Source organism: Stenotrophomonas maltophilia, assembly GCF_002799245.1.
Classification (GTDB): Bacteria; Pseudomonadota; Gammaproteobacteria; order Xanthomonadales; family Xanthomonadaceae; genus Stenotrophomonas; species Stenotrophomonas maltophilia_S.
This window is the reverse complement of record NZ_NEQV01000002.1, coordinates 478,117-495,731: the sequence shown is the minus strand read 5'-3', so window position 1 is coordinate 495,731 and position 17,615 is coordinate 478,117. Positions and strand designations below refer to the sequence as shown.

The window sequence follows — 17,615 nt, the reverse complement described above, 5'->3', positions numbered from 1 at the left end:
CGAGCATGGGCTCGGCTCTACAGCGGCCAGCCCGCGTGTTCAGGGCAGCTGCGTGCGCACCCGGGCGAAGCGGCGCAGATCGTGCAGCACGCCACGCTTGTAGACCGCACAGCGCTCCACGCCCTCTTCCTGGAAGCCGTTCTTCTCCAGCACCCGGGCCGAGCCGAGGTTGAAGTCGACCACGGTGGCCTGCAGCCTGAACAGGCGCAGCTCATCCATCACCCACGGCGCGAACACCCCGACCACGCGGGTCATCAGGCCCCGCCCCCAATGGGCCTGTCCCAGCCAGTAGCCCAGTTCGGCGGTGTGCCCACGCTCGGCCACGCCCTGCTGGGCAGCGACGCTGCCGCAGGCCTGGCCGTCGATCTCGATGGCCAGGTTCAGGGTGCCGGGGGCCAGCACGCGACCAGCGAGGAAGGCCTCGCCATCCTCCCGCGTGTAGGGATACGGGAAGCGGTCGCGCAGGCCACGCGACACTTCGGGGTCGTTGGCGTGGCGCAGCAGTGATTCGAGGTCGTCGGGGCGCCAGGGGCGAAGTTGGAAGCCGTCGCCTTGCAGTGGTGGGGTCAGAGCCCTTTCCCGATGGGAAAGGGATCCGACCCCCGATCCGACCCCGTCGGCGTGCCGGTCAGGCATGACCGCCCACCGACGGCGATTCCGCTTCCTGCTTCTCCAGCTCGCGCTTCACCGCTTCCGGCGAGCGGGTGTACGGGGCCAGCCGCGCGTAGAACGCCGGCACCACGAACAGCGACAGGAACGTCGACAGGGTTACGCCGAAGATGATCACGATGCCGATCGTGCCACGGCTGGCCGAACCGGGACCACCGGCCACCACCAGCGGAATGGCGCCGACCACGGTGGCGATCGAGGTCATCAGGATCGGGCGCAGGCGCACCATCGCCGATTCGATGATCGCCTCGCGCACGCTGCGCCCATCGTCGCGCAGCTGGTTGGCGAATTCGACGATGAGGATGCCGTTCTTCGCGGCCAGGCCAACCAGCATCACGATGCCGATCTGACTGAACAGGTTCACCGTGCCACCACTCACCCACAGGCCCACCAGCGCGCCGAGCACGCCCAGTGGCACGGTCAGCATGATGGTCAGCGGATGGATGAAGCTCTCGAACTGCGCGGCCAGCACCAGGTACACCACCAGCAGGGCCATGGCGAAGGTGAGCAGCACGGCGCCGCCGGCACTCTGGTACTCGCGCGATTCCCCCTTCCAGTTCACCTGTGCGTACTGCGGCAGTTCTTCCTGGGCCACGTTCTGTGCCCAGGCAATGGCCTCGCCCAGCGGATAGCCAGGCGCCAGGCCGGCACTGATGGTGATCGAGCGCAGTCGGTTGAAGCGGTTCAGGGTGCCGGCCTCGGCCACTTCACTGAGCGTGACCAGGTTGGACAGCGGCACCAGCTCGCCGGAGGTGGCTCGCACACGGATCGCGGCCAGGTCGGCCGGGCTGGCGCGACCGTCACGCCCGGCCTGCACCAGCACGTCGTATTCCTCGCCGTTGTCGACGAAGGTGGTGACACGGCGCGAACCCATCATGGTCTCCAGCGCCGAACCGATCGCGGTGACCGGCACGCCGAGATCGGCCGCACGCTGGCGGTCGATGTTCACCCGCATCTGCGGCCGGGTTTCCTTGTAGTCCGAGTCCGGGCCGACCAGGCCGGGGTTGTCGGCCATGCGCAGCAGGATACGGTCGCGCCACTGCGCGATCTCGGCATACTCGGGGCCGCCCAGCACGATCTGGAACGGCTGGCCGCCACTGCGCACCAGGCCGCCACCGACCTGGGTACGCACGCGCACGCCACGGATGGTGTTCAGTTCCTTCTGCAGTTCGTTGGCCACGTCCGGGGTGGCCTCGCTGCGCTGGCGCCACGGCTGCAGGAAGATGCTGACCCGGCCGGTGTGCATTTCCTCGCTGGCACCGAAGCCACCGGGAACGCGCGGGTTGGCGCGCACGATCGGCTTGTCCGGGCCGACATGCGGCGCCAGCAGCGCTTCCACCTGCTGCACCTGCTGCACGGTGTAGTCGTAGCCGGCGCCTTCCGGGCCGTCGATCATGATCTGGAACGAACCGCGGTCTTCGGCCGGCGCCAGCTCGGAGGGCAGCAGCTTGAGCAGGCCCCAGCTGGCGGCCAGTGCGGCGACCATCACCAGCAGGTAGATCCAGGTGCGGTCGACATGATGATCGAGCACCCGCCCATAGGCACCCGCCAGGCGTTCCAGGTTGCGGTTGATGAAGCCATGCAGGCCGCGGGGTGCCTGCCCGGTATGCGGCTTGAGCAGCTTGGAGGCCATCATCGGCGTCAGCGTCAGTGCCACGAACGCGGACAACGCCACGGCGGCGGCCAGCGCCACCGCCAGTTCGCGGAACAGGCGCCCGGTGTTGCCTTCCAGGAATCCGACCGGCAGGAACACCGCCACCAGCACGGCGGTGGTGGCGATCACCGCGAAGGCGACCTGCGCGGTGCCGCGCTTGGACGCCACCAGCGGTGGTTCGCCCAGGTCGATGCGGCGCTGTACGTTCTCCACCACCACGATCGCATCGTCCACCACCAGGCCGATACACAGCACCAGGGCCAGCAGGGTCAGCAGGTTGATCGAGAAGTCGAACGCATACAGCGCGATGAACGCCGCGACCAGGCAGACCGGCACCGTCACCGCCGGAATCAACGCGGCGCGGAAACTGCCGAGGAACAGCCAGATCACCGCCAGCACCAGGATCATCGCTTCCACCAGCGTGGCGTAGACGCGGTCCACGGCGGCTTCGATGAAGGTGGTGTTGTCGAAGGCGACGAAGATCTGCGTGCCCTTGGGCAGGGTCAGCGCCACCCGCTCGGCCTCAGCGCGCGCGGTACGTGCCACGTCCAGCGAGTTGGCGGTGGAGGTCTTGACGATGCCCAGGCCGATGCCCGGCTCGCCGTTGCTGCGGTAGTACGCGCGGCGTTCGGCCGAGGCCAGCTCGATCTTCGCCACGTCGCCCATGCGCACCACGTAACCGTCGCGGCCCTTGCCCAGCGGGATGGTCGCGAAGTCTTCCGGCTTGATGTAGTTGCGCTCCACGCGCAGGGTGAAATCACGGTCGGTCGACTCGATGCGGCCGGCCGGCAGTTCCACGTTCTCGTTGCGCAGTGCGGTTTCCACGTCGCCGGTGGTCAGGCCGCGTGCGGCCAGCTGGTCACGGTCCAGCCAGATCCGCATCGCGTAGCGCTGGCGGCCGCCGATGCGGACCTGGGCCACGCCGTCGAGGCTGGAAAAGCGATCGACCACGTAACGGTCGGCGTAGTCGCTCAGCTCCAGCGTGTCCATGGTCGAGGAGACCATGTTGAACCAGATGATCGGGTCTGCATCGCTCTCGACCTTGGCGATTTCCGGCGGCCGCGCTTCTTCCGGCATGCGGTCGGCAACGCGGCTGACTGCATCGCGCACGTCGTTGGCCGCCGCTTCGATATCGCGGTTGGAGGTGAACTCGATGCTGACCTGCGAGCGGCCGTTGGTGCTGCGCGCGTTGATCGTATCGATGCCTTCGATGCCGGCCAGCGCGTCTTCCAGCACCTGGGTGATGCGGCTTTCGATGACCGCCGCCGAAGCACCGGTGTAATCCACCGAGACCGAGACGATCGGCGGATCGATGGCCGGCAGTTCGCGCAGGGTCAGGCGGGTGAAGGACATCACGCCCAGCACCAGCAGCAACAGGCTCATCACCACGGCGAACACCGGCCGCTGGATGGAGATGTCGGACAGCTTCATCCGCCGTGGCCCTCGGCCGCGACCGGCGCCGGCGCGTCAGCCGGCTTGGCACCACTGGCTGGCGCTGCGTCCTTGGCGGCGACCTTCAGGCCCGGGCGCAACTTGCCGGTGCCATCGACCACGATGCGCTGGCCCGCTTCCAGGCCCTGCCTGATCTCGACCACGCCGGCACGGCGCGCGCCGGTGACCACGTCCACGCGCTCGACGCTGTCGTCGGCGGTGATGCGGTACACGAAGGTATCGCGCCCGACCTGCACCACGGCGATTTCCGGAACCACCAGCGCCGGGCGCTCGGGGCGGAACAGGCGCACGTCCAGCAGCATGCCCGGGCGCAGCGCGTGGTCGCCATTGGCGAAATCGGCGCGCACGGTCACCGCACGGGTGGCCGGATCGATGCGCGCATCGATGGTGCTGACCACGCCTTCGAAGGTGCGGCCCGGCCACGCCACGCTGGTGGCGCTGACCTTGTCACCGACGCCCAGTGCGGCCAGTTCCACCTCAGGCACCTGGAAGTCGATGTGCATGTGCTCGATGTCGTCGAGCGTGGCAATCACCGTGGTCGGCGTCAGCAGGGTGCCCGGGCTGACCTGGCGGATGCCGAGCACACCGGCGAACGGTGCACGCACGCGGCGGTCACCGATGTCCGACTGCATCTGCGCCACGCGCGCTTCGGCGGCATCGCGGATCGACTTCTGCGTATCCAGCGTGGCGCTGGACACCAGCCGCTGGGTGGCCAGCTCGCGCTGGCGCTTGTACAGCTGATCCGCTTCATGGAAGGTGGCCTGCGCCTGCACCAGCGCGGCCTCCTGGGCCTGGCCGCGCAAGGTCACGATCGGCGCGCCGGCGGCGATGTGCTGGCCGCTTTCGAAATGCACCTTCTCGACGATTTCGCTGACCTTGGCGGTCACGCTGATCGATTCGCGCGCCTTGGCCGTGCCCAGCGCCTGCAGGGTGTCGCTCCACTGCCGGGACTGCACCACCTGCGCAGTGACCGGCACCGCTTCTCCCTGCCGACGTGCGGCGGCCTCCTGTTTGCCTGCGCACCCGGCCAACACGGCCAGGCTGAGGCCAAGGGCCAGGGTCGAAGCGATACGAGCCAACATGAACGGTCCTGATTGATCCACGGTCGCCGAGTGTAGGCAAGCGCCCGCAAAAGCGGTATGTGCCAAGCGTTTACCGGCGTGGAACCAAGGCCGCGATAGCGCCGTGAACCCGTTCCGTGCAAGGCTGCCACGGGCGGTGTCGGCGTGTGTCGGGGTGTATCCAGCCGTGCACCACCGGAGCCGTCATCGTAGAGTCGGATCTGCCCGACGGAGGGCGTCGGGCGGGGACGGATCCTGGCGGGGATCCGGCCCCGTTTTTTTCGCCCGACAGCAACGCCGGGCATGGCCCGGCGCTACCGTTCCGCACGTCGGTCAGTACCGGTAGTTCAGCTTCATCCACACGCTGCGCCCCGGCTCATTGATGCGCACCGGATCAGCCGGGAAGCCGAAGTCGGCGCTGCCGGCCAGGTTCAGGTGCTCGCTGTAGGCGCGGTCGAACAGATTGTCGACGCCTGCGCTGAGCTGCAGCTGCGAACTGAAACGGTAGGCCGCGTTGAGCGCGAAGGTGGCAAAGCCGGCACTCGGCCCGAGGTCCTGTGCGACCACATTGCCCTGGCCATCTGCGACACGATGCTGGTGGGTCACCGCACGCAGCAGCACACCGGCGCTCCAGCGCTGGCCTTCCCAGTTCGCACTCAGGCGCGCTTCCAGCGGCGGCATCTGCGGCAGCGGACGCTGCTGGTCGCGGTTCTCGCCCCAGGCATAGGCCAGCGTGCCACCCAGCTTCCACTGCTCGGCCAGGCTCACTTCCAGCCCCGCTTCGGCACCGGCGATACGCGCATCGACGTTGCTGGCCTGGCTCATCCCCATCATGCCGCTGCCGTGGTAGGTGAACAGGATGTAGTCCCGGATCTGCCCGGCATACGCCGAGACCCATGCCTGCACGCGTGGTCCCTTGTACTGCAGGCCGACGTCGAGCTGGGTCGTACGCTCGGGTTGGATGCCGGCAAACGCGTTCGCCGCACCGGCCGGGCCGTGGTCGGGCGAGAACAGCTCCCAGTAGTCGGGCATGCGCTCGCTGTGGCCGAGGCCGGCATACCAGGTCAGGCCATCGGCCAGGTCCTGCTCGTAGCGCAGGAAACCGCTGCCGAGCCACTCCTTGCGGCGCTGCCCCGCGGTCGGATTGGGCATGCTCCCCATCATTCCGCGGATCGACGCTCGCTCGTCGCGCACGCTGGCACGGTCGATGCGCAGGCCGCTGATCCAGCGCTGGTCGGTGCCGGCACCGAGGGTCAACTCGGTGAATGCGCCATAGCGGCGGAAGTTCGCATCGGTTTCCCAGGCTGCCTGGCGGTAGGTACCGCGCCCCATGCCCATGCGGCCACGATGGCGGCTGTCTTCTCCATCCACACCCGCCACCAGCTGCACGTCCTGCCAGCGCCACTCGGAACTGACCCGCCCCCCCTGGGTACGGCGATCCACGTTCGATGCCATCGGCATCGGCATCATGCTGTGCGGGTTGGGCGTGCGCAGCGTGTAGTTGTCCATCACGTGGTCGGCCTCGTTGTAGTACACGTTGGCCTGCACCGTGTCCCACGCACCCGGCAGGTTGCGCTTCTCGAAACGCGCGGCATAGCTGGTGCGTTCGAACGCGGCTCCGTCCATGCCGCGCCCGGCGTAACGCGCGATGGCATCGCCGGCACCGGCGGAGATTTCCAGCAGCGTGTCTGCATCCGGCGTCCAGCCAAAGGCCACGTCACCGTTCCACTTCCGCCACTTCGATGGCACCACCTCGCCGTGGCCGTCCTTGTAGTCATCGGCTTCGGAACGGTTGCCGCTGGCACGCACGTAACCGGTGGGATTGCCCAGGGTCAGGTCCAGCACCTGGTCGTTGCGGTTGCGCGAACCGACCAGCGCGCTGGCGTTGGCACGCAGGCCCGGCTCCTCGAAGCGCGGCGCATCGCGCTCGAAACGCACGGTGCCCGCTGACGCACCCGCGCCCCAGCGCACGCTCTGCGGGCCCTTGATGACGGTCAGCCGGTCGAAGCTCTCCGGCGCGATGTAGGACAGCGGGTTGTCCATGCGCGACGGGCAGGCACCGATCAGGTTGCCGTCATTGCTGAGGATGTTCAGGCGCGAACCGAACATGCCCCGCAGCACCGGGTCGCCGTTGGTGCCACCGTTGCGGATGGCGGAGAAGCCGGGAACGGTCTTCAGGTAATCGGCGCCGTCACTGGCCGGTACCGGCTGCCGCGGCAGGCGCGGGTCGGTCACCCAGTGCAGGGGCGACGAGGGCGCGGCGGCGGTGACCACCAGGGTGTCGAGGGTGCGCGCCTGTTCGGCGGGTGCAGCGTGGGCCAGAGTGGCAGCCACGACCAGGCCAAGGGCAGCCGGCAGGCGCGCACAGGCGCCCGCAGGGCGGGAAGTCATTTTCATCGGAACAGCTCCAAGGTACGCACGCGCGCACGGCGCCCAATCAGGCGTCGTGCGGCAGATTCGATAGGGACATCAGCAGACGATGGAGAAATGCGGCGGCCCACGCGCGGCATGTGCCGGCCAGCGCAGCGCGGGCAATACCTGCTGTGACCACGGGAACACCAGCCGCGGCCGCCACAGCAGCGGCAACAGCAGCACCAGCACCGCCAGCCACGGCAGCAGGCGCATGGCCAGCACGCAGTATTCGCAGGCTTCGCCATGCATGGCGTGGGGGTCGGCCGGTGCGGTCAGGTCCCTTTGCCCATGCACAGGGCCCTGACCCGATGCGTCAGCATCGTGGTGCATGTGCGCGTGGTCCATGCCCGCCATCGCGGCGGGGGCCATCGGCGCCCCCTGCAGCGCGCGGCTGACCAGTGGCGCAAGCACCATCAGCAGCGTCGCCAGAACGGCAAGCTGGAGCAGGAGGCGCTGCGGGCGGGACAGGCGGGTCACCCCACCAGTGTAGAGCCGGGTCCAGGGTTGCCCGTGCGACGAACCGTCGCAGGAGGGGGTATCGGCAGGGCTGCGCCCTGCACCTGCTGAATCAACGTCAACGTCAAAAGCGGGCAATCTGTGGGATGGCGGGGTGGGTCCGGTTGCGGGGGACGCCGTAAATACGTCCATGTAGGCTCGGTCGCCGCATCCATGCGGCTCACGCCCCCGCAACCGGACCCACCCCGCCTTCAACAGATCTCCGTGATCTGCAGTAGATCCACGCCATGCGTGGATGAATCTCCATCGGAAACGAATATTTCGAATTGGAATCGAAATGCATCCACGCATGGCGTGGATCTACCGTGTCGACCAAGGTCGACACCTACCAACAGCCGCAGTGAACTGTCAGAGGTGGGGCGGTGTCGGAGTGCGGGGTGTCAGCCGCATGGATGCGGCTGCCAAGCTTACAGGGACGTACTTGCAGCGTCCCCGCACTCCGACACCGCCCCGCCATCCCGCGGATAGCAAGCTTTTGACGTTGACGTTGCTGTTGCTCCGGTTTGCAGCAGGTGCAGGGCTGCAAGCCCTGCTCGCCCCGCCCTCAGACCGTGATGGTCTGGGTGAGCGATTCCCACGTCGGGGGCACCGGCCACGCGGCGGCCTGGTTGCCATCCAGCACCCTGCGCAGATCCCGCGGATCAATCTGCGGTGCCAGCACATGCACCAGCTCCAGCGCGTAGTCACGCAGCACCCGGTCGCGCGGCAGCACCGCCCAGGCGATGCACTCGGCGATGGGGGCAGGCGCCGGCCACGCTTTCAGGTCTTCGTCGTTGGAACTGACCGCCATCTCGGCCAGCAGGCCCACGCCCAGGCCAGTACGCACATAGGTCTTGATCAGGTCGGCATCGAGAGCGGTCAAGGCCAGGTCGGGCACCAGGCCGTGTGCGGCGAAGGCGCGCTGCAGCGACGAATTCGGGCGGGTCGAGGATTCGTAGCTGATCAACGGCTGGCGGGCCAGCGCGGCCAGGTCCGGCGCGCGGCCGGCGCGGTCCAGCGGGTGGCCCTTGGGCACCACCACCAGGCGTCGCCAGCGGAACAGCGGCACCGCGATGCCATCGGTGGGTTCACCGCCAGCGGTGCTGATGATGGCGATATCAGCGTCCCCCTGGTTCAAGCGATCCAGCGCGTCGGCTTCCCCGGCCTGCTGCAGGTGCACGCTGACCTGCGGGTAGGCCTGCTTGATCGCCGCCACGGCCGGCGGCAGCACGAAACGCGCCTGGGTGTGGGTGGTGGTCAGGATCAGCTGGCCCTGGCTCTCGCGGCGCTGGTTGGCCGCGTAGGTACGGATGTTGTTGGCTTCGGCCAGCACCGCGCGGGCACGGGCGATCACCTCGGTGCCGGCCGGGGTGACCGACTCCAGGCTGCGGCCCTTGCGCACGAACAACAGGAAGCCAAGCTCGTCCTCCAGCTGCTTGAGCTGCTTGGACAAGCCGGGCTGGGTGGCGTGTACGCGCGAGGCGGCCAGCGTGATGTTCAGCTCGGCGTCGGCGATGGCAACCAGGTAGCGCAGCTGGGTCAGCGTCATGGGCAGGCAGGCGGCGTGGGGCGGAGGTCCACTCTAGGGTCAATTGCCGTCACCAGCTTATAACCAAAGGTTGTTTAAGAAAGGTATCTGGTCATTTCCGGGCGTCATATGCCGGCGCTACGGTCAGCCGGCAGCCGCTGGCCCGAACAGCCAGCCCTCCTCCCTTCGCCCGCCGAAGCCCGGCGCGGCCCCGTTTCCGGAGCGCTTCCATGGCCCTGTACGACTCCATTCTCGATACCGTCGGCAACACCCCCATCGTCAGGTTGCAGCGCCTGGCGCCGCCACAGGTCAGCGTCTACGCCAAGGTCGAGTCGTTCAACCCCGGTGGTTCGGTGAAGGATCGCCTGGCGCTGGCGATCATCCTCGATGCCGAAGCACGTGGCCTGCTCAAGCCGGGCGACACCATCGTGGAGGCCACCTCGGGCAACACCGGCGTGGCACTGGCGATGGTCGCCGCCGCGCGCGGCTACAAGTTCGTGGCGACCATGGTCGAGACCTTCTCGGTCGAGCGCCGCAAGCTGATGCGTGCCTATGGTGCCAAGGTGATCCTGACCCCGGCCGCCGAGCGTGGCAGCGGTATGGTACGCAAGGCCGCCGAACTGGCCGAGCAGCACGGCTGGTTCCTGGCCAGCCAGTTCGCCAACCCGGCCAACCCGGCCTATCACCGCAACACCACCGCCGCGGAAATCCTGCGCGACTTCGCCGGCAAGCGGCTGGACTACTTCGTCAGCGGCTGGGGCACCGGCGGCACACTCACCGGTGTAGGCGAGGTACTGAAAGTGGCACGTCCGCAAACCCGCATCATCGCCACCGAGCCGGCGGGCGCCGCCCTGCTCAAGGGCGATGACTGGAAGCCTCACAAGATCCAGGGCTGGACCCCGGACTTCGTGCCGGATGTGCTCAACCGCGATGTGGTGGATGAACTGGTCTCGGTGGAAGACGACCGCGCGATCGCAACCGCGCGCCGCCTGGCCGCCGAGGAAGGCATCTTCGTCGGCATCTCCGCTGGCGCCACGGTGGCCAGCGCGCTGGACGTGGCCGCACGCGCCGAACCGGGTTCGGTGATTCTGGCGATGCTGCCGGACACCGGTGAACGCTACTTCTCCACGCCACTGTTTGCCGATGTGAATGAAGGCTCCGACGACGACTGGCTGGCCGGCCTGCCGTGATGCACAGGGCCGGATCCCTTTCCATCCGGAAAAGGATCTGACCCCATCCTGCTGCATGCCCGGGGTCGGATCCCTTTTCCGCAGGGAAAGGGCTCCGACCCCGTTCTGCTTCAGCCTGCGTGAAGGCGTCGCCCGCCATCGTGCGTGAAGACCGTTGGATCGCAGCGCGTGAGACGGTCATGACGCAGTATCGATGCCCTGTCCCCTACCGTGGGAACAGCCGGCGCAGATGCTGCGCGGATCACCTCACAGGCAGGAGACGGACGCATGAAGATCGAGGTTTGGCAGGGCGACATCACGACCCTGGCGGTGGATGCGATCGTCAACGCGGCCAATGAAACGCTGCTGGGTGGCGGCGGTGTCGACGGCGCGATCCATCGCGCGGCCGGCCCCGCATTGCTGGCCGAGTGCGAGCAGTTGCCGGAGCTGCGCCCAGGCGTGCGTTGCCCGACCGGCGAAGTGCGCGCCACCGACGCCCATGCGTTGCCGGCACGCCATGTACTGCACACGGTTGGCCCGGTCTGGCACGACGGCCAGCGCGATGAACCGGCGTTGCTCGCCAACTGCTACTGGAAGTCGCTGCAGCTGGCCGAATCGCTGGGTGTGCAGTCGATCGCCTTCCCGGCGATCAGCTGCGGCGTGTATGGCTATCCGCTGTACCAGGCGGCGCAGATCGCCGTCACCGAAACACTGGCCTGGCAGCGCAGCCATGCGCAACCGATGCGCATCGTGCTGGTGGCCTTCAACACCGCTACGGCCAAGGCCTACCAACAGGCGTTGAGCGCCGCCGGGCAGAACCTGGACAGCGAACCACGCAGCGCAGTGCTGCCGCCGCTGGGCGATGCCGGCTTTGCCGCTGCGCACTGAACCCTGCGCGGCCTGAAAGAAAAGGCCGGGCATTGCCCGGCCTTTTCCATTGCACCGTTGTGCTCATCCACGCATGGCGTGGATCACGCTCAACGGCTGGCGGCTTCCACCGCGGCGGCATCATCGGCCACGGCGGCAGCCGCTTCGGCGCCATCCACCTGCACGCGCACTTCCACCATGCCCGCGCCATTGTTCAGGCTGGACACGTCGACGGTGTAGTGACCGGCCGGCAGGGTCTCTTCCAGGCGCGAATTGGTGCCGTTGCCACCGTCGTCGTCGGTCAGCTCGACATCGCCGCCGACCACGCGCAGCACGGTATCGACCTGGCTGGAGATCGCATCCAGGCGCACATCGGCCGGGCGGTCCAGAGTCAGCAGGAAGCGGCGGCGGCCATCGTTGTCGAGCATCGTGTACACGCTGCCCGACTTCGGCAGCGCCGTGCCATCGCGCTCGACCAGATTGCCGGGCAGCTCGATGCGGTTGGCCGACAGGGTGAACATGCCATTGACGCCATCGCCCAGGCCGCGCGCGGTCAGGGTGTACTTGCCCGGCTTCAGTGACAGGGTCAGGCGCGAGTTGGTGCTGTCCCCGCCATCGTCATTCTCGGCATCCACGCCCTGGCCCGACAGCTTCAGCACCGGATCGAAGACATCCGACACCAGGCGGATCTCGTACAGGCCGGCCTTGTCCACCTGCAGGGTGTAGTCCTGGGAACCACCGGCCAGCATGTCGACGATCTCGCCACTGCCCGCCAGCGGCTTGCCGTCGTACGGCACCAGCTTCTCGGCGCGCAGGCGGTACGGGCCGTAATCGGTCGAACCGTTGGCGTTGACCGCCACCTGGTAGGTGCCGCCACCGTTGGCACGGAAGGCCAGCGAGACGTCGCTTTCGCGCTCGTAGCCGGTGTTGCTGCTGGCCACCAGGCTGCCGTTGTTGAACACGGTGATCGAGCCGCTCAGCGAACCGGTCAGCTTCAGCCCGACCAGCTGCTTGTCTTCCAGCTTGATCTGGTAGAGCTGGTGGTGGCTGCCGTCGTTGTAGTTGATGCCGCTGCGCGAGGTGATCTCGCCGGACACCGGCTTGTCGAAATCGAGCGATGCGGCCTTGCCCGCATCCGCGCCGCCGCCGATGCGGTTGCAACCGCCGGCGACCAGGACCGTGGCAACGGCCAGTGTGATTGCTGCCAAACGCATGTTGTTTCTCCTTGGCCTTCCATGTAGTTCCCGCATGCCGGCCGGGCACGCGGGGGCGGAAAAGATACCCGCAAAAGCAAACGCCGGCGTAAAGCCGGCGTTGCCCTGTTCATCCTGCAACGGGACGGATCAACCGTTCCACTTGCCCAGCGCGGCCAGGCCGTTGTCCTTGGCGCGCTCGTACACGGTCTTCTGGGCAGCAGCGTAGTTGCCCTTCATGTCCTTGGCCCACAGCTTCAGCGCGGCCTGCTGCATGGCGCGGCCGTAGGAGAAGCTCAGCGGCCACGGCAGGTTGCCCAGCTGGTTCATCGCGTTCAGGTGCTCGGTGGACTGCTCGTCGCTCTGGCCACCGGACAGGAACACCACGCCCGGCAGGATCGCCGGCACGGTGCTCTTCAGGCACATCACGGTCGACTCGGCCACTTCCTCGACGTCGGCCTGCTCATCGCAGCCCTTGCCGGAGATGACCATCGACGCCTTCAGGATGGTGCCTTCCAGCAGCACGTTCTGCTGGTACAGGGCATCGAACAGCGAACGCAGGGTGGCTTCGGTGACTTCGTAGCAGGTCTCGATGTCGTGGTCGCCGTCCATGATCACTTCCGGCTCGACCATCGGCACCAGGCCGCATTCCTGGCACAGCGCTGCATAGCGGGCCAGCGCATGGGCGTTGGACTCGATGCAGGTACCCGACGGGATGCTCTCGCCGATGTTGATGACCGCACGCCACTTGGCGAAGCGCGCGCCCAGCTTGTAGTACTCCTGCAGGCGCTCACGCAGGCCATCGAGGCCTTCGGTCACCAGCTCGCCCGGGCAGCCGGCCAGCGGGTGCGCACCCTTGTCCACCTTGATGCCCGGAATCATGCCGTGGTCGGCCATGTACTTGGCGAACGGCACGCCGTCCTTGGTCGACTGGCGGATGGTTTCGTCGTACAGGATGGCGCCGGAAATGTGCTCGTTGAGCTTCGGCGTGGTCAGCAGCAGCTCGCGGTAGGCGCGACGGTTCTCCTCGGTGTTCTCGATACCGACGCCGGCGAAACGCTTGGCGATGGTAGCGGTGGATTCGTCGATCGCGATGATGCCCTTGCCCGGGGCGACCATGGCCTGGGCGGTTTCAGCCAGCTGTTCGATGCTCATGTATTTCCTGTGGCGGGTGCGGGAAAAACGTAAGTATAGCCCCGCGGCCCGTTGCCTCGCCGTGGAGGACAGGATGGAAACGCTTCCACGTCTGTGGCAGGACAAAGGATGTCCTGCGGCATGGGGTCAGAGCCCCTGCGGGGATCTGACCCCTGGTCAGTACGGGGTCAGATCCCCGCAGGGGCTCTGACCCCAGATTGGCAGCGCCGACCCGACCGCCAGGGCTTACAGGTCGCCCAGGCCGCTGGCGCGGCCGTCTTCACCCACTTCCAGAAGACGCAGGGTGTTGGTCGCACCCAGGGTTTCCATGTGCTCGCCGCTGGTGAACACGACGCGGTCACCGGCCTGCAGCAGTTCGGATTCGACCAGCAGGCGGATGCTGCCGCGCGCGGCTTCGCGCGGGGTCAGGCCGCGGCTGTCGAAGTTGATCGGGTAGACATCGCGCATCAGCGCCATCTGGCGACGCGCGCCATCATGGCGGGTCACTGCGAACACCGGTGCCTTGGCGCGGAAACGCGACAGGTAGCGTGCGGTACCACCGGATTCGGTCATGGCCACGATCGCGCGCACGCCCACGTGCTGGGACAGGAACATGGTGGCCATGGCAATCGCCTGGTCGGCACGTTCCAGATTGCGCGGCGAGGCATTGAAGTCGGTCTCGGTCTGGAACTGGCGCTCGGCGCCCAGGCAGATGCGTGCCATCGCTTCCACGGCCTTGACCGGGTAGGCACCGGCGGCGGTTTCCGCCGACAGCATCACCGCATCGGTACCGTCGATGACCGAGTTGGCCACGTCCAGCACTTCGGCACGGGTCGGGATCGGGCTTTCCACCATCGACTGCAGCATCTGCGTGGCGGTGATCACCACCTTGTTCTGCGCCAGCGAGGCCTTGATGATCTTCTTCTGCAGGCCCGGCAGCTCGGCATCGCCGATTTCCACGCCAAGATCGCCACGGGCGACCATCACCACATCGCTGGCCTCGACGATTTCTTCCAGGTTCTCGATGGCCTCGGTGCGCTCGATCTTCGACACCAGCGCGGCATCACAGCCGTGCGAGCGGGCGATGTCGCGCGCGTCGTTCATGTCCTGCGCGTTGCGGCAGAACGACACGGCAATGAAGTCCACGCCGATCTTGGCAACGATGCCGATCAGTTCCTTGTCGCGCTCGGTCAGCGCACCCAGCGACAGGCCGCCACCCTGCTTGTTCAGGCCCTTGCGGTCGGACAGCACGCCATCGTTGAGCACCGTGTTGACGATGCGGTCACCCTGCACTTCCACCACCTGCAACTGCATCAGGCCGTCGTCGAGCAGCAGCACATCACCCGGGCCCACGTCCTGCGGCAGGCCGAGGTAGCTCACGCCCACCTGGCTGGCAGTGCCCGGGCCGGCGTTCTCGCTGGCGATCAGGTCGAAACGGTCACCGGCCTTCAGCTGCACCTTGCCTTCGGCGAAGCGCTCGATGCGGATCTTCGGGCCCGGCAGGTCGGCCAGGATGCCCACTTCCACGCCCACGCGGGCCGCAGCAGCACGCACATCGGCGGCACGCTTGGCCTGGCCGGACGGATCACCATGGCTGAAGTTCAGGCGCACCACATTGACGCCGGCGCGGAACAGATCCTCCAGCACGCCCGGCGGATCAGTGGCCGGGCCGAGGGTGGCAAGGATCTTGGTGCGACGCTGACGCTCGAACATGGTGGATGGGCCTCTCCCGATAAAGAACGGAAATTAGCACATCCTTCACGCCGCATGTATACGGTTACAGCCTTGTGCTACCTGACTTCGCGGGTCATGGAACAGACATCGTCCGGACATACGCTGGCGCAGGGAGTTCTGTAGAGCCAGACCCATCCTCGGCTGGGCCTGTACCGAAACAGCCGAGCATGGGCCCGGCTCTACAGGAGCCTAGGCCAGCAGTGTTTCCAGCTGCGCCGGCTCACGTGCGAGCTGGCTGGCACCGGCTTCGGTCAATTCCGCCTCACCGCCAAAGCCCCACAGCACACCGACACTGCGCAGGCCGTGGTGGCGCGCGCCTTCGATGTCCATGCGCCGGTCACCGATCATCCAGCACTGCGCGGGCTGCACCTGCAGCCGGCGCAACGCCTCGCCGACCAGTTCCGGCTTGTGGCTGCGCGAGCCATCCAGGGTGGAACCGACGATCTCCTCGAACAGCCCGCCAAACGGCAGGTGGGCGAGGATGCGGCGCGCGTGCGGCTCGTTCTTGGCGGTGACCACCGCCAACCGGTGGCCACGGCCATGCAGTGTGCGCAGCGTGTCTTCCACCTGCGGGTACACCGTATGTTCGCGCCAGCCTTCGACGTCGAAGCGCTCACGGTAGTAGCCCACCGCCTGTTCCACCCGCGCCGGTTCGACGAACAGCGGCGCGAAAGTGGTACGCAGCGACGGGCCGATCCAGCCCAGCAGCGTCTCCTGCGGCGGCACCGGATGGTCCATCTTCTGCAACGCATAGGCGATGCAGGCAGTGATGCCCACCTGCGAATCGATCAACGTGCCGTCGAGGTCGAAGAACAGGACATCCTTGCTGCGATCGGCACTCATGCGCCGCGCGCGTCGAGTGCGGCGACGGCCGGCAGGGTCTTGCCTTCCAGGAACTCCAGGAACGCACCACCGCCAGTGGAGATGTAGCTGACCTGCCTGGCGATATCGAACTTGTCGACCGCGGCCAGGGTGTCGCCGCCGCCGGCGATGGAGAACGCCTTCGAGCTGGCGATGGCGCGGGCCAGCGCTTCGGTGCCCTTGCTGAAGGCCTCGAACTCGAACACACCGACCGGACCGTTCCAGACCACGGTGCCGGCCTTCTCGATCAGCTGCGCATACTGCGCGGCGGTCTGCGGGCCGATGTCCAGGATCAGGTCGTCTTCGGCAACGGCGTCGACCGCCTTCACTTCGGCAATGGCATCGGGCATGAACTGCTTGGCGGTGACCACGTCGACCGGCAGCGGGATGTCGGCGCCACGCGCCTTGGCGTCGGCCACGATCTTCTTCGCGGTGTCCAGCAGGTCCGGCTCGTACAGCGACTTGCCGACGTTGTAGCCCGCAGCGGCGATGAAGGTGTTGGCGATGCCACCACCGACGATCAGCTGGTCGACCTTGCCGACCAGGTTGGCCAGCAGTTCCAGCTTGGTGCTGACCTTGCTGCCGGCGACGATGGCCAGCAGCGGCTTGGCCGGTGCATCCAGCGCCTGCGCCAGCGCGTCCAGCTCGGCCATCAGCAGCGGGCCACCGGCAGCGACCGGGGCGAAGCGGATGACACCATGGGTGGAAGCCTGCGCACGATGCGCGGTACCGAAGGCATCCATCACGAACACGTCGCACAGGGCGGCGTACTTCTTCGACAGGGCCTCGTCGTCCTTGCCCTCGCCAACATTCATGCGGCAGTTTTCCAGCAGCACCAGCTGGCCCGGCTGCACGTCGACACCGTCGACCCAGTCACGCACCAGCGGAACCTCGCGGCCGAGCAGCTCGGACAGGCGCTGGGCGACCGGCGCCAGCGAGTCGGCCTCGCTCCACACGCCTTCCTTCGGGCGCCCCAGGTGCGAGGTGACCATCACCGCCGCACCCTGCTCCAGCGCGCGCTTGAGCGTCGGCAGCGAAGCGGTGATGCGCTGTTCGGAGGTGATGCGGCCATTCTCGATCGGCACGTTCAGATCCTGGCGGATCAGCACGCGCTTGCCGGAGAGGTCGAGGTCGGTCATGCGGACGATGGACATGGGCAACTCTTTGGCTCAGGGACGGGATGCCGGGCTACGGCAGGCGGCCATTGTATCGGGTGCGGGTGGTGGGAGGGCCGATGCCTGCGGCAGGCAGAGGCGCAGGAAAACGGATCTGACCCCGAGGGTACTGCTGTTCTGTAGAGCCGAGCCCGTGCTCGGCTGGATCTACCGCGAACAGCAGCCGAGCATGGGCTCGGCTCTACAAGGAGCGCGCAGCCAAGCTGCTTTT

General features: G+C 67.3%; 13 protein-coding genes. 2 read left to right on the top strand and 11 right to left on the bottom strand.

Annotated features, from left to right (window positions below; all coding sequences use genetic code 11):
* Positions 1-39: 39 nt before the first annotated feature.
* The 6 genes from B9Y64_RS08175 to B9Y64_RS08140 form a co-directional block, all read right to left on the bottom strand.
* Entirely contained in the window at positions 40-636 is a 597-nt protein-coding gene (locus B9Y64_RS08175) for a GNAT family N-acetyltransferase (RefSeq protein WP_100440264.1), read from the bottom strand.
* Positions 629-3,754 (bottom strand): efflux RND transporter permease subunit, encoded by a 3,126-nt coding sequence (locus B9Y64_RS08170; protein ID WP_100440263.1) that lies wholly within the window; start codon positions 3,752-3,754, stop codon positions 629-631. Before B9Y64_RS08170 ends, B9Y64_RS08175 begins: the two co-directional genes overlap by 8 nt.
* Positions 3,751-4,857, bottom strand: a complete 1,107-nt coding sequence (locus tag B9Y64_RS08165) for an efflux RND transporter periplasmic adaptor subunit (RefSeq protein ID WP_100440262.1) — start codon at positions 4,855-4,857, stop codon at positions 3,751-3,753. Before B9Y64_RS08165 ends, B9Y64_RS08170 begins: the two co-directional genes overlap by 4 nt.
* Before the next feature lie 312 nt (positions 4,858-5,169).
* Entirely contained in the window at positions 5,170-7,233 is a 2,064-nt protein-coding gene (locus B9Y64_RS08160; protein ID WP_100440261.1) for a TonB-dependent copper receptor, read from the bottom strand.
* 72 nt (positions 7,234-7,305) lie between these two features.
* Complete coding sequence (locus tag B9Y64_RS08155) at positions 7,306-7,725, bottom strand: DUF2946 family protein (RefSeq protein ID WP_100440260.1); 420 nt, start codon at positions 7,723-7,725, stop codon at positions 7,306-7,308.
* A 583-nt stretch (positions 7,726-8,308) separates the two neighbouring features.
* Positions 8,309-9,292 carry a LysR family transcriptional regulator gene (locus B9Y64_RS08140; protein ID WP_100440258.1) on the bottom strand — a complete coding sequence of 328 codons (984 nt, stop codon included), beginning with the start codon at positions 9,290-9,292 and terminating at the stop codon, positions 8,309-8,311.
* A 209-nt stretch (positions 9,293-9,501) separates the two neighbouring features.
* On the opposite strand from B9Y64_RS08140, the gene cysK reads away from it, so the two are divergent.
* Positions 9,502-10,461 carry a cysteine synthase A gene (gene cysK / locus B9Y64_RS08135; protein ID WP_014038293.1) on the top strand — a complete coding sequence of 320 codons (960 nt, stop codon included), beginning with the start codon at positions 9,502-9,504 and terminating at the stop codon, positions 10,459-10,461.
* 267 nt (positions 10,462-10,728) lie between these two features.
* The gene (locus tag B9Y64_RS08130; protein WP_100440257.1) at positions 10,729-11,328 is read left to right on the top strand and encodes an O-acetyl-ADP-ribose deacetylase; all 600 of its coding nucleotides are present in this window, start codon (positions 10,729-10,731) and stop codon (positions 11,326-11,328) included.
* A gap of 89 nt (positions 11,329-11,417) precedes the next feature.
* Here B9Y64_RS08130 and B9Y64_RS08125 read toward each other — a convergent pair whose 3' ends face one another.
* The 5 genes from B9Y64_RS08125 to B9Y64_RS08105 all read right to left on the bottom strand — a co-directional run bounded on the left by B9Y64_RS08125 (position 11,418) and on the right by B9Y64_RS08105 (position 17,383).
* Positions 11,418-12,521, bottom strand: coding sequence for an ABC transporter substrate-binding protein (locus tag B9Y64_RS08125; RefSeq protein WP_100440256.1), 1,104 nt, complete (start codon positions 12,519-12,521; stop codon positions 11,418-11,420).
* A 129-nt stretch (positions 12,522-12,650) separates the two neighbouring features.
* Complete coding sequence (locus B9Y64_RS08120) at positions 12,651-13,655, bottom strand: class I fructose-bisphosphate aldolase (RefSeq protein WP_006465625.1); 1,005 nt, start codon at positions 13,653-13,655, stop codon at positions 12,651-12,653.
* Positions 13,656-13,880: 225 nt separating this feature from the next.
* Complete coding sequence (gene pyk, locus B9Y64_RS08115; RefSeq protein ID WP_100440255.1) at positions 13,881-15,347, bottom strand: pyruvate kinase; 1,467 nt, start codon at positions 15,345-15,347, stop codon at positions 13,881-13,883.
* Between the two features lie 210 nt (positions 15,348-15,557).
* On the bottom strand, positions 15,558-16,211 hold the full coding sequence (locus B9Y64_RS08110) for an HAD hydrolase-like protein (protein WP_100440254.1): 654 nt from the start codon (positions 16,209-16,211) through the stop codon (positions 15,558-15,560).
* Positions 16,208-17,383 (bottom strand): phosphoglycerate kinase, encoded by a 1,176-nt coding sequence (locus B9Y64_RS08105; RefSeq protein ID WP_100440253.1) that lies wholly within the window; start codon positions 17,381-17,383, stop codon positions 16,208-16,210. Before B9Y64_RS08105 ends, B9Y64_RS08110 begins: the two co-directional genes overlap by 4 nt.
* Positions 17,384-17,615: the final 232 nt, after the last annotated feature.